At 48.1% G+C, this 12,891-nt stretch carries 11 protein-coding genes and 1 other annotated feature; of the genes, 8 read left to right on the forward strand and 3 right to left on the reverse strand.

Annotated features, from left to right (window positions below; translation table 11 throughout):
* Positions 1–34: 34 nt before the first annotated feature.
* Together gerQ and ACKKE8_RS09225 are read right to left on the reverse strand one after the other, a co-directional pair.
* Positions 35–487, reverse strand: coding sequence for a spore coat protein GerQ (gerQ, locus tag ACKKE8_RS09220; RefSeq protein WP_409177910.1), 453 nt, complete (start codon positions 485–487; stop codon positions 35–37).
* A 32-nt stretch (positions 488–519) separates the two neighbouring features.
* Entirely contained in the window at positions 520–942 is a 423-nt protein-coding gene (locus ACKKE8_RS09225) for a cell wall hydrolase (protein WP_047070944.1), read from the reverse strand.
* 168 nt (positions 943–1,110) lie between these two features.
* Here ACKKE8_RS09225 and ACKKE8_RS09230 point away from each other — a divergent pair, with 168 nt between their 5' ends.
* From ACKKE8_RS09230 to ACKKE8_RS09240, 3 genes are read left to right on the forward strand one after another with little or no spacing between them, the layout of a single operon-like run.
* Positions 1,111–1,527 (forward strand): MerR family DNA-binding transcriptional regulator, encoded by a 417-nt coding sequence (locus ACKKE8_RS09230; RefSeq protein WP_173608670.1) that lies wholly within the window; start codon positions 1,111–1,113, stop codon positions 1,525–1,527.
* Positions 1,524–3,095, forward strand: a complete 1,572-nt coding sequence (locus ACKKE8_RS09235) for a class I adenylate-forming enzyme family protein (RefSeq protein ID WP_409177911.1) — start codon at positions 1,524–1,526, stop codon at positions 3,093–3,095. Before ACKKE8_RS09230 ends, ACKKE8_RS09235 begins: the two co-directional genes overlap by 4 nt.
* Positions 3,092–4,903 (forward strand): acyl-CoA dehydrogenase family protein, encoded by a 1,812-nt coding sequence (locus tag ACKKE8_RS09240; protein WP_409177912.1) that lies wholly within the window; start codon positions 3,092–3,094, stop codon positions 4,901–4,903. The genes ACKKE8_RS09235 and ACKKE8_RS09240 overlap by 4 nt, the downstream gene beginning before the upstream one ends.
* 52 nt (positions 4,904–4,955) lie before the next feature.
* Here the strand turns inward: ACKKE8_RS09240 and ACKKE8_RS09245 are convergent, their stop codons facing one another.
* The gene (locus tag ACKKE8_RS09245; RefSeq protein WP_409177913.1) at positions 4,956–5,522 is read right to left on the reverse strand and encodes a YqaA family protein; all 567 of its coding nucleotides are present in this window, start codon (positions 5,520–5,522) and stop codon (positions 4,956–4,958) included.
* 332 nt (positions 5,523–5,854) lie between these two features.
* Here ACKKE8_RS09245 and ACKKE8_RS09250 point away from each other — a divergent pair, with 332 nt between their 5' ends.
* The 5 genes from ACKKE8_RS09250 to ACKKE8_RS09270 all read left to right on the forward strand — a co-directional run bounded on the left by ACKKE8_RS09250 (position 5,855) and on the right by ACKKE8_RS09270 (position 12,858).
* The gene (locus ACKKE8_RS09250) at positions 5,855–6,079 is read left to right on the forward strand and encodes a hypothetical protein (RefSeq protein ID WP_409177914.1); all 225 of its coding nucleotides are present in this window, start codon (positions 5,855–5,857) and stop codon (positions 6,077–6,079) included.
* A gap of 147 nt (positions 6,080–6,226) precedes the next feature.
* On the forward strand, positions 6,227–7,333 hold the full coding sequence (gene mqnC / locus ACKKE8_RS09255; protein ID WP_409177915.1) for a cyclic dehypoxanthinyl futalosine synthase: 1,107 nt from the start codon (positions 6,227–6,229) through the stop codon (positions 7,331–7,333).
* A 180-nt stretch (positions 7,334–7,513) separates the two neighbouring features.
* On the forward strand, positions 7,514–8,434 hold the full coding sequence (gene ytxC / locus ACKKE8_RS09260) for a sporulation protein YtxC (RefSeq protein WP_409177916.1): 921 nt from the start codon (positions 7,514–7,516) through the stop codon (positions 8,432–8,434).
* Positions 8,435–8,459: 25 nt separating this feature from the next.
* Positions 8,460–8,695, forward strand: a binding site (T-box leader).
* Between the two features lie 60 nt (positions 8,696–8,755).
* Entirely contained in the window at positions 8,756–10,669 is a 1,914-nt protein-coding gene (thrS, locus tag ACKKE8_RS09265) for a threonine--tRNA ligase (RefSeq protein ID WP_409177917.1), read from the forward strand.
* A gap of 134 nt (positions 10,670–10,803) precedes the next feature.
* Positions 10,804–12,858, forward strand: a complete 2,055-nt coding sequence (locus ACKKE8_RS09270; RefSeq protein ID WP_409177918.1) for a methyl-accepting chemotaxis protein — start codon at positions 10,804–10,806, stop codon at positions 12,856–12,858.
* Positions 12,859–12,891 lie beyond the last annotated feature (33 nt).

A 12,891-nucleotide genomic window follows, 5' to 3' on the forward strand; every position in this document is an offset into this window, starting at 1 on the left:
AGCCGAAGGAAACTGTCTTTTTGTGCTTGGCTGCTTACCGAACGCCTGTTGGGAGCTGAGGCGGAACGTAATTCAACTCTTCGTCCGCGGTGATGTAATCGGTGTTGACCATGAGGAGCAAATAGCGCTTGCCTGTTTGCGGATCGCTAATAATAATGTGGTCTCGGCCAGCCGTTTCGAGAACGCCACGGAAAATTTTGGCGTTCCACTGGCTGTTGTTTTCAAACGTTTGGTATACCGTAATGACTTTGCCTCGATTCAGGCGAAGGATGTTTTCGATGTACGATTCTTCCATTACTTGCCCAGGAGTAATGGGCATTCCAGGAATCAAGGATCCGCTTGGTTGCATCGGAACCAGTTGAGGTTGCTGCTGCTGAATCATCTGCTGCTGTTGCTGAGGCATGCCGTATGGATACTGTGCGGATGGATACATGTCGTAGCCGTATTGTTGTTGAGGGAAACCAGTGTAAGGCATTTGTTGACTCATGATGAACTCGCTCCTTTATCTATCTCATTCTTTTAATAGACGCGTGGACAATCTGCTGGTGTTGGAACGAAGAAGCAGTGTGCCTTATAGCGACCGGAGTTTTGTTGATCCCACCAGGTAGCTGGACAGTTTCCGGCAGGGCGGTAGAACCATAATGCGTTGCTAGCCGGACGGGTCTTTTCGCCATTGACTGCGCGCTGTGCCAATCGTCTTTCTTTTTCCCTGGTCCGTTGATAGAAATACGGCTTCTGGACCGCTTCGAATCCTCCCGGAGATTGATAGACCATGTCACGCATGCTGCGAATGTTTTTGAAGTCAAGGCAGTTACCTAAAATCCGATTTACCCCAACGTTGCCAACCATCAACATGCCCAACTCACCTTCACCCTCAGCCTCAGCTCGAATCAGTCTGGCAAGCATATCGACATCTCTGGAGTTCGCTTTGATGACGGCCATTGCTTCACCTCCTTCCCCAAAAATCACAATAACAATATATGGGCGAATAATAGATTGGTGATTGGCCCGATAAATTTTTCATAAAGTTGACGTTTACGTAAACGACAGTTACAATCACTTTATTCGGTAAATTTAGAATTTTATAAATGTAAGTAAGGGGCGTTGGACATGAGCAGAGAAGGAATACAGAAGGAAGAATCGTGGACCATCTCTGATCTTGCTCAACAATTAGATGTCAGCACCAGAACGATTCGGTACTACGAAGAGCTCGGCTTGATTTTTCCCAGTCGGACAGAGAAGGGAAGCAGGTACTACAACCGCAAGGATCGTGCAAGGCTGCGACTCATTTTGCGAGGAAAGCGATTCGGATTTTCGTTGGATCAGATTCGCGAGATGATTGAGCTGTTCGACGAGGACCGTACAGGTCGGGCGCAGCTTTTGCGAACGATCGAGTACGGCAACCAAAAGCTGGCTGAGATCGACGAGAAAATCATGGAACTCCGACAACTGAGAGAAGACATTCTCGTCTACAAGCAAAACTTTGAACAAAAATTGCTTGAAGAAAATGAGGAGGAGAAACGATGAACGTATCAGCTCTGCTCGCGGCAAACGGAAGGAAATACCCTGACAAGTCCGCGCTGATTGCAGGAGATGTAGAGGTCAGCTTCTCCCAGTGGGACACACGTTCTACTCAGTGGGCTTGCCATTTGCAAGAGCTTGGCATCGAGCAAGGGGATCGGGTTGTCATGCTAATGCCCAATTGCCCGGAGTTTGCCATTTTTTACGTCGCCGTCATTCGCAGTGGTGCCCTCGTCGTACCGATCAATGCGCGCTCAACCCAAGAAGAAGTACGACATATATGTGAACATGCCGGAGCAAAGGCACTTCTTGTTCATGATGCCATCGTGCCTATCGTGAATGAGTGGGTCCTGCAAACGCCACAGCTTGTGGCAATCAAAACAGGTGTGAGCCAAGGGAAATGGCATGGAATCGCTGACTGGGATGTCAGTGACGTGTCTTTTGATAAAATGAATACGCTTTCTTCGCAGCCGTATTTGGTGAACATGAACGAAGATAGCGAGGTCAGCATCCTGTATACATCTGGCACGACTGGACGCCCTAAAGGGGTGCTGTATACACATAGAAGCTTATTGACTGTCGCGAAAATGATGTCGATCGAACTGACGATGACACATCGTTCACGAATTTTGCATTTGATGCCGCTGAGTCATTCAGCTCCCCTCCATCTCTTTTTCATTGCAGGGCTCATGCTTGGCGCCACCCAGGTAATGGCCCTGACCTTCTCGCCGCAGCTTCTTTTGGATTTGGTGCAGCAGCATCGGATTACGCATTTCTTCGGAGCTCCAGTGGCGTACTTGCTGACGATGAAGCACCCAGAGTTTGCCGCGTACGATTTGTCTTCCATCGAATATTGGATGTATGGCGGGGCTCCACTGTCCAAAGAGATGGCTTCGCTCATGGAAGGAGCTTATGGACGCGATAAACTGGCGTGCGTATACGGCTTGACGGAGGCAGGGCCGACCGGAATGTGCCTCTTGCACCGAGAGCATCCGGACAAAATCGGCAGTATGGGCAATCGTGGTGTATTGTTCGTCGAAATGGAGGTTGTTGACGAGCGAGGAGAGCGATGCGCCAGTGGCGAAGCGGGTGAAATTCGCTTGCGCGGAGAAGGGACAATGAAAGGATACTACAACAATCCAGAGGCTACAGCAGAAACCATTCGCGATGGTTGGGTGTACACTGGCGATATTGCACGCGTGGATGAGGATGGATTTCTGTGGATGATTGATCGCAAAAAAGACGTGATGATTACGGGCGGGGTAAACGTCTACCCAAAGGAAATCGAGCAGTTGTTAGAGCGTCACCCGTCGATTGGCGAGGTAGCTGTTGTAGGTTTGCCGCATCCTGAGTGGGGGGAGACGGTTACGGCCTATATGGTGCTGAAATCAGGAGTCGAAACAAATCGAGAGTGGTTAGAGGAAATCCAAGGCTTTTTGCGCGGTCATCTCGCCGATTACAAGCTTCCGCGACAGGTGAATATCGTTCCTGCTCTGCCGAGGAACACGAGCGGAAAAATCCTGAAGCATGTATTGCGTGATGTCAGTTTCCAAAAGGAAGTGGAACTGCGATGAGTGACTTACAAACGAGCATTGATCAGCGAACATACAGCGACAACATCCCGCATCCGCGTATGCCACAGGGGCAAAACTTTTACAAAGCAGATCCCAACCTCGATTACTTGCTGGAACGTTATCTCCCTGCTTCCATGCATGAATGGGCCAGACAGCAGTTGAGCTGGCTAGGTGCGCAAGTGGCAGGACCCATCGATGAGCGTGCCGTCTATACAGATAGAGAAGGCAAGCCGAGATTGCGCAAGTACAATCGGCTGGGTGAGGATATTTCTGAGATCATTACCAATGAAGGCTACAAGGAAACAGTAGCAGAAGTTTACGGAGCAGGCATCGTCAGCTACTTGTATCAAGACATTCCTGAGTTGGGGAGAAAAGCGCCGTACAGCTATTCCTTTTTCATGGGCTATCTCGTGAGTCAGTCTGAGCCGGGCTTCTATTGCCCTGTCACCTTGTCGATGTCAGCCGCTTATTTAATTGATCGTTATGGCAGCGAAGAACAAAAAGAGCAGTACCTGACAGGACTGACATCTCGTGATCGCACTCGCTTGTATGAGGGGGCTACTTGGCTGACGGAGAGACAGGGCGGTTCGGATGTCGGTGCGAATTTGACTGTAGCAGAGCCAGTAGCTGGTCGGCCGGGTGTGTATCGATTGACAGGTGAAAAGTTTTTTGCGAGCAATGCTGGAGCATTTGTTGCGACTGTTTTGGCGAGAATCGATGAGGAGAAAACGGGGACAAAAGGGCTCGGGCTGTTTTTGGTGCCTTGGATAAAGCCTGACAACGAACGCAATCACATCCAAGTTCGCCGCCTGAAAGATAAGCTGGGCGTCAACGCCGTACCATCTGCGGAAATACTGTTGAACGGGGCAGAGGGCTATTTGATCGGGGAGCCGGAGAACGGCTTCAAGTACATGGCAGAAGCCTTGAACCTCTCTCGCATTTGCAACGCGATTGCTTCGATTGGGATCATGCGTCGAGCATTTTACGAAGCGAGGTATTATGCCGAGCAACGTCGTGCATTCGGGAAGCCAATCGATCAGTACCCAATGGTAAAAGAAATGCTGGTTAGCCTCTTATTGGATACGGAGGTCAGCACGGGTGCGGTGTTTGATATGATTGCTGTTTATGATCGCTTGCAGTCTCATTCCGTCAGCAAAGAGGATAACGCGCTTGCTCGCCTGCTGATTCCTTTGCTGAAATACCGTACAGGGGAAGAGGCCGTCGAATCGACCCATACCGCGATTGAAATTCATGGCGGTAACGGTTATATCGAGGAGTACGTGACGCCGCGTCTGTTGCGTGATGCGCAGGTTTTGACCGTATGGGAAGGCACTTCGAATATACTTGCACTCGATATTTTGCGTGTGATGCAAAAAGAAAACAGCCACGAAGTGTTTAGCAAATTGCTTCGGGATCGCATAGCTGGCTGGAAGCATGCCTTTTCACAGCCGTACGCCGAGTTGATTCGGACAGAACTGGCCATCCTGGAGGAAAATATCGCCTATCTCATGCAACAGACCCACGATTATTTGACGTACAAATTAAAAACACTCGCGGACCATATGGTAGATTTGTACACCTTATCATGCATCGTCAGTGAAGCAGAGGATCAGGTGACACGTGACGGAAATGCGCGCAAATACATTTTGGCAAAGCTGTATGCCGAAAAGCATTTCCATTCACAAGAAAAGCGGGGGATTCAAGCAGATTCTTTGCTGGATGTACAGTTCTTCACCCAACTGGTGGAGTATCAGTTTGTCAGCGTAGAAGAGTGGGCCCAACAGTCCGCTATTGTTCCGACCCGATAATCAAAAAGCGCCTTTAGACCACTTGTTGAGGTGGCTTGGGCGCTTTTGATTTTTACGCATACCGCTTGCGGCGCATACTCCAAATAAACCAGATCGCAGCAGCCACTGTTGCGACCGCCAAAAGAGTGATCTCAAAGTATTCATCGATCAGAACCTTTGCATGTTTTCCGTATAAATAAAACAAGGTGCCAATCAAATAAAACTTCAATCCCCGCCCGATGATCGCATAAAACATGAGCTTGGTCAGCGAGTAATTGAATACGCCAGAGAGCACAGTGAAAACCTTGAAAGGAATGGGGGTAAAAGCTCCGATCAGTACGGCAGCATCCCCGTTTTTTGCGAATTTTTCCGTCGCTACAATAACCCATTTTTCAGGGAGAATCTTGTGCAAAAGTGGTTTTCCCAGCCATCTCCCCAAAAAAAATCCGATGGGAGCGCCGAGGACGGAAGCAGTAAAGGCTACTGTCGCAAACTGAATCGCTGAGCCTGGATCGAGTAGACTCATCGCAATTTGCATAAAAAACGGAGGAATCGGACTAATAAATGAGTCCAAAAATGCCATGGCAACAAGTCCCCACATCCCATATTGCATGAATAGCTGTGTGATATGTTCGAGCATGAGCATCTCCTTAGAAGGTTTTTTCTATTGTAGCCATCCTATGCCAGTTTGTCCAAAGAAAGACCACAACTGAAGTTAGATGTCGAGAGGGAAAATAAGGAAGTCTGCATAAGTTTGGCGATTTTACTGGATATAAGCAATGGAACTTTCTTGATCGCCATCGTGAATGTAGCCCTTCTATTGGTTGTGACCCACAACAAACAATCGAAGGCATACTTTAATTGGAATCATCATCAAGTTACTTGGTAATGAAGTCCTTGTTTTTCATTGACGCTAGGAAAGATTATCCACTAAAATGTAGGGAAACAGGACAAACATCATGGGAGGAACCAATGAAAACATTGGGTTCGGGAAAAGCCGTTTTCTATGCGCCAAACGGGACTAACTTGCAATTGTCAGGGGAAATTGACGTTCGTGGTGATCGGGTATCCATAACAGAAATCATCTATTTTAATGGCAAACCAAACGGAGCACGCGAAACGAATTTGCCACTCGCGCAAACCGTGATTTACTGGGAGCCAGAAGTATACGAACAGATCGGATATGAAGAAGAATAAGAATAATTGCGATTCCAAGCCCTGTCTCTTGCAGGGTTTATTTCGCGTATAGCAGCGAATCTGCCAGCACCTCGGGCTATAGCCGATGTCCCGGTATTGTGTTATGATGTGGGATGGAATTTACGTATGGTACAAGGAGTGATCCTTATGATCGATTCTATATTGGAACGTGCTCTCGCAGGTGAACGACTGGGTCTCGAAGACGGTCTGGCTTTGTTTGCGAGCAATGAAATCGAAAAGATCGGACATTACGCCAATCTGGTCATGCAAAAGCATCATCCAGAACCGATTGCGACTTTTGTCATTAGTCGCAACGTCAATTACACGAACGTATGTGACACGTATTGCCGTTTTTGTGCTTTTTATCGAGCGCCAGGCTCTTCGGAAGGATACGTTCTTCCCAGAGAGACTATTTTCCAAAAAATTCAGGAGACCGTAGACGTAGGCGGTACGGAAATCTTGATGCAAGGCGGTACGAATCCCGATCTAAAGCTGGATTATTACACTGACCTGTTGCGCGCGATCAAGCAACGCTTCCCGCAGATTACGATGCATTCTCTGTCTGTAGCGGAAGTGATGAAAATCGCTGAAGTTTCCAACATGTCTGTCGAGGAAGTGTTGAAAGAGCTGAAGGCAGCGGGTCTCGATTCCTTGCCGGGAGCGGGTGGCGAAATCCTCGATGATCGCACACGTCGGAAGATTTCCCGATTGAAGGGCTCTTGGACTGACTGGATTGATACTCAAAAAGCCGCACACCGTGCAGGCTTGCCTGGTACAGCTACGATGGTCATCGGTTTTGGGGAAGAGATGGAAGAGCGTGTACTGTCCCTTCTGCGCATTCGCGATGCACAAGATGAAACAGGCGGCTTCAAAGCGTTTATCGTCTGGACCTTCCAGCCGGACAACACCAACATGAAGGCTGTCAACAATACGCCAGAGGAGTACTTGAAAACACTGGCAATCAGCCGCCTCATGCTGGATAATATCGAAAACTTCCAATCTTCCTGGGTGACGATGGGCCCTCATTACGGTCAACTTTCTCTCTCTTACGGAGCGAACGATTTCGGCCAAACGATGATGGAAGAAAACGTTGTTTCCGCAGCGGCATGTACGTACAAGGTCAACACGAACCAAATATTGGAGCTCATTCGCGGCGCAGGCAAAATCCCTGCACAGCGCAACACACAGTATGACATTCTGCGCGTTTTCAAAGACGGCGAGATGGCAGAACGTGATTTTGTCATGCAAAACTAAAAAACCAAAAAACGCTTCTCTGCCCCCTCCCAACAAAGGGAAACCGGCAGGGAAGCGTTTTTTGGTTTTTTAAGCAGGAACTTTTTACCTGCAACCTTCCCTGAGTTTCCAACCGTTTAAAAGTATATCGCTCCTGACGGGACATATACTGTAACTACAATGGCGGTTGGGGGGATGGTTATGCAGACGTTTCGCGTATTGCTGGAGAATGTCCCTGAGCATTGTGACACGTATCGGGCTATCGTAAATGAGATGACGGAGCGGGTCAACACTGCACCGGTGCGCATTACATACAGGGAGCAAGAAGAGAATGGATATCTCTTGTTCTACTTTCAAAGCTGGTGTGAGACTGAGTATGACGCGCAGACCATCGAGTGGGCGAGAGCCTTTGTTGCTCTTACATTAGCCGAATGGGTCATTCAGGTGAAGGAACCGAAAATTATGGAAGAAATGGCCGCTGATTTACTCGCTGCCGAACAGATGGAAACCGAGTGGGCAGAGATTTTTCCTTATATTCAACGCATGTGCCAAGAAGTCGAGCTTGATGGCAGGGAACTGTTAACGGCTACGACACGCAAGGCAAACGTATATCGCAAAGTTTTCACCTATCTGGAGTGGGAGAGAACGATCAACGTCTTGGGCTTCGTCCGGTTTCGACTGCAGGAGCATTGGAACGAGCTGTTTGAGCTCGTGGAAACTGGCATTGATGAATATCTGGAAGACAAGCAATACCAAGAGTTTGTCGAGCTGTTGCGCTATTTCATCGCTGTACAGGAAACGAAGCAGGAAGTCGTTCATGTCGTTCCTAGTGTGGACAAACCTTTCCATCTTTATGACAAAAAAGGGAATCGTCTTTGGCTTGAACAGTTGGATACAGTGCTGAACATGGACGAACAAAAATGCAGGGACGAGGATTATTTGGTCAGTGCTTTGGTTACACTGGCTCCTGAGAGTATCGTGCTCCATATGGCTTCGGAAAAGCCTGGGCTTGCACAGACGATCCGCAGTATTTTTGACAGTCGGCTCGTTACGTGCCACTCTTGTTCCCTTTGCCTATCCGAGCGACGTGTACTTGACGGGAATAATCCCTCTAAACTATAATAGCAACAACAACTTTACATCGCTTATAAATACGATGAGAAGGACACGGACAATAGCAAGGACGCTCTAGAGAGGCGGGCCACAGGCTGGAAGCTCGCTGCGAACTGTTATTGATCTACCACCTTCGAGTAGCTACCGGGAACGAAGCGTAGGCTTTTACTATCGGTAAGCCGGTTAAATACCGTTACATGGAATGAGGAGTCTGTTTTTGTGAACAGACTTGAAGTAGGGTGGTACCGCGAGAACACACTCGTCCCTTTTTGGGGATGAGTGTTTTTTTATTTTCTCAACCAAACAAGATACAGGAAGGAAGAATCCGCAGTGGCACAAATTCATGTTTCTTTCCCAGATGGAGCCGTTCGTCAATACGACGCTGGGATTACTATCGAAGACATCGCAGGCTCCATTAGCTCTAGCCTGAAGAAAAAGGCAGTAGCTGGTAAAAAAGATGGCAAGGTTGTCGATCTGTACACAGAACTCACAGATGACGCAGCGATTGAAATCGTTACCCTCGATTCTGCTGACGGGTTGGAAGTATACCGCCACAGTACGGCTCACTTGCTCGCTCAAGCGGTAAAGCGCATTTACGGCGCTGAAGTGAAGTTCGGAATCGGACCTGTGATCGAAGATGGCTTCTACTACGACATGGATATTCCGGTTTCCCTTTCCCCAGAGGATTTGGGCAAAATCGAAGCAGAAATGGAAAAAATCGTGAAGGAAGACCTGCCAATTCGCCGCAAAGTCGTAAGCCGTGAAGAAGCAACTGCGATTTTCCAAGAACTGAACGATCACCTGAAGCTGGAGCTGATTCGCGACCTGCCAGAGGATGCGACTATCACGCTGTATGAGCAAGGCGAATTTTTCGACCTCTGTCGTGGTCCGCACTTGCCGTCCACTGGCTACATCAAAGCATTCAAGCTGATGAGCGTGGCAGGTGCATACTGGCGCGGAAAAGCAGAAAACCAAGTTCTGCAACGCGTATACGGTACAGCTTGGCCGAAAAAAGCAGACATGGATGAATATCTGCACTTCATCGAAGAAGCGAAAAAGCGCGATCACCGCAAATTGGGTAAAGAACTGGGACTGTTCATGTTCTCCGAGGAAGCACCAGGTATGCCGTTCTACCTGCCAAAAGGCTTCACTGTTCGCAACGAGCTGGAGCAATTCTCCCGCCGTCTGCAACAATTGGCACAATACACAGAAGTACGCTCTCCGTTCCTCATGAACGAGCGTCTCTGGAAAGAATCCGGTCACTGGGATCACTACAAAGAGAACATGTACTTCTCTGAAGTAGACAACGCGACTTACGCCTTGAAGCCAATGAACTGCCCAGGTCACATGCTGATCTATAAAAACGAGATGCATTCTTACCGCGACCTGCCGATCCGTTACTCCGAGTTCGGTCAAGTTCACCGCCATGAGTACTCCGGGGCATTGAATGGAATGCTGCGGGTGCGGACCTTCTGCCAGGATGACGCGCACGTATTTGTCCGTCCTGATCAGATCGCGAGCGAAATCAAAGGTATGATCACTTTGATTGACAGCATCTACAAGGTATTTGGCTTCGAATACAGTGTGGCTCTGTCCACTCGTCCGGAAGATTCCATGGGCTCTGATGAGCTGTGGGAAGCAGCAGAAAGCTCTCTGAAAACAGTGTTGGATGAGCTTGGTATGGCCTATGAAATCAAAGATGGAGACGGTGCATTCTACGGACCGAAGATCGACTTCCAAATTACCGACGCGCTGAAGCGTCGTCACCAATGTGGAACGATCCAGCTGGACTTCCAAATGCCTGAGAAATTCGACCTGACTTATGTCGGTCAAGACAACGAGAAGCATCGTCCAGTTGTCTTGCACCGTGCGATGTACGGCTCCATGGAGCGCTTCATTGGTATCCTGATCGAGCACTACGCAGGTGCATTCCCGATTTGGCTGACTCCAATCCAAGCACGCATCATGAACATCAGCGAAGTGCACATGCCATATGCAGAACAAGTAAGAGAAAAGCTGCAACAAGCTGGCATTCGCGTAGAGCTGGATGGCCGCAATGAGAAAATCGGCTACAAAATCCGTGAAGCACAAGTTGAAAAAATCCCGTACATGCTGGTCATCGGTGAAAAAGAGGTGGCTGACGGTACCTTGTCCGTCCGCAAACGCGGAGTGGGCGATGAAGGCGCGATGACAGTGGATGCGTATGTAGAGAAAATCCGCGCTGAAATCAATGAAATGAAGTAAAAGCGTATAGAAGTAGAGCCGCCCTGAAGTTTTGGGCGGCTTTTTTCATTATACGTTTACTTGGAAAAAAGAACGGGAAAAGGATGTAGGGTAATTGTACATATGGACATCAAGAAGAACTGCGGGGGATACGTATGCGGGTAAGCATCAAGCAAAGACTGATAGCAGCATTTCTTGCCATTATTTTAATCCCGATTGGAGTGATTAGCTCGTTTGTATATGTCAGTATGGAGGAGCGAATCCAGACTTATTTTATTGAATCCACGACAAAAGAAGTGGCTCAAGTAGACAACGCGATTAACTTGTATTTCGACTCGATTCGTGAAAACGTAAACCTGATAGCAGGCAGTCCCTTATTAAAAAGTGCAGATAACACCATTACGACGTATATGGACAAACCAACCAAAACCAAGCATACGCCACTGCAAAATGGCGGAGTAGAGGCGGCCATTTTTCAAGATTTCCTGCGATTTGTCGATTCTCATCCGAATACTGCATTTATTTATTTAGCGACAAAATACGGAGGATACATACAGTGGCCGACAGATGATGTCATTCCGAATTATGATCCGCGTACAAGGGATTGGTACAAAACACCAATGGAGAATCCCGGAAAAGTGATCACGACAGATCCGTATCTCTATTTGGGTGACAACAGTATCGTGATTAGTAACGTGACGATGCTAAAGGATGACAAGGGTGAACCACTGGGCGTTGTTGGCCTGGATGTGAATTTAAAAGGGCTAACCGACATTCTGAAAGAAATTAAGATCGGGAAAACGGGTTATCTCATGCTGGTGGGCAAAGACGGAACGATTTTAGCGAATCCCAAGAACCCCGAGCTCAATTCGAAAAACCTGAAAGATACGCAAATTCCTGAATTGGCCGCTATCGCAGAGAATACCTCCAGCAGCTTTGCGGTCACGATGAACGATACAGAGTATTTGGCTAACGTCTTTACTTCAGACAAAACCGGTTGGAAATATATTTCGTTTATCGAAAAAGCTGAGCTATCTGCTGAAGCCAATCAAATCGGTTTCATCATCGGGGCATTGAGCATTTTGTTTGCCTTACTAGCGGTTGTCGCTTCCGTTCTTTTCTCGCACAAATTCACCAAGCCATTGCTTGCCATTGTTGACCAGATTGCGCAGATCGGACGTGGTGATTTTACCGGGGAATTGCCCAAAAACCTTTTGGAAAGAAAAGACGAAATCGGCATGCTTAGTCAGAGCATTCAGGTGATGCAAGTATCTATCCAAGGACTCGTTCGGGAAGTCCAAAAAGCGGTTCACACCCTCTCTACTTCGTCAGACAACATATCGCTTCGCTTGGCGGACAATGTAGATACTACGAACAAGATTTCTACTACCATACAGGAAGTAGCGAGCGGGGCGCAAAATCAGCTCAGAGGTACGGAAGAATCCGCTAGAGCGATGGAAGAAATGTCGATCGGCATCCAACGCGTGGCGGAAACAACCTCCATCATCTCAGAATCATCTACATGTACGGCGGATGAAGCGCAGCTAGGAAATCAGTCCATCCAAAAAGCTATCCAGCAAATGGACTCCATCCGTGGCTCTGTGGAACATTCTGTATCCGTAGTCAAGCAATTGGGTGAGCGATCCAAAGAAATTGTGCAAATCATTGATGTGATTACGGGAATTGCTTCCCAAACGAATCTGCTTGCTCTCAACGCAGCCATCGAAGCTGCCCGTGCGGGAGAGCATGGACGAGGTTTTGCTGTCGTAGCAGATGAAGTGAGAAAACTCGCCGAACAATCTGATGAGTCTGCTCGGCAAATCGCCAACCTCATTCAGGAGATCCAAACGGATACGACCATGGCGGTCAACTCGATGGATTCAGTCAATCAGGATGTTCAGGATGGATTGTCTACTGTACTGGAGTCAGGAGAAGCTTTCCAACGCATCTTACAAGAAATTCGACAGATAACGGATCAAATTCAGGAGGTATCTGCTGTCTCTGAGCAGATGTCCGCCGGATCGGAACAAGTAGCAGCATCTGTGGACGAGACTGCCCAAATTGCAAGGATATCAGCACACAATGCTGAAAATCTGGCTACTTCCTCCAAAGGTCAATTGGCCACCATGGAAGAGTTTGCCATTTCATTTGAATCCTTGAATCAGATGGCTCGTGAACTGGAAAGAATGATCAGTAAGTTTAAGATATAAGAATGCATAACGGAAAGAGTACGAATGTCGGGA

Source organism: Brevibacillus fortis, from assembly GCF_046196545.1.
In the GTDB taxonomy this organism is placed as follows: Bacteria; Bacillota; Bacilli; order Brevibacillales; family Brevibacillaceae; genus Brevibacillus; species Brevibacillus fortis_A.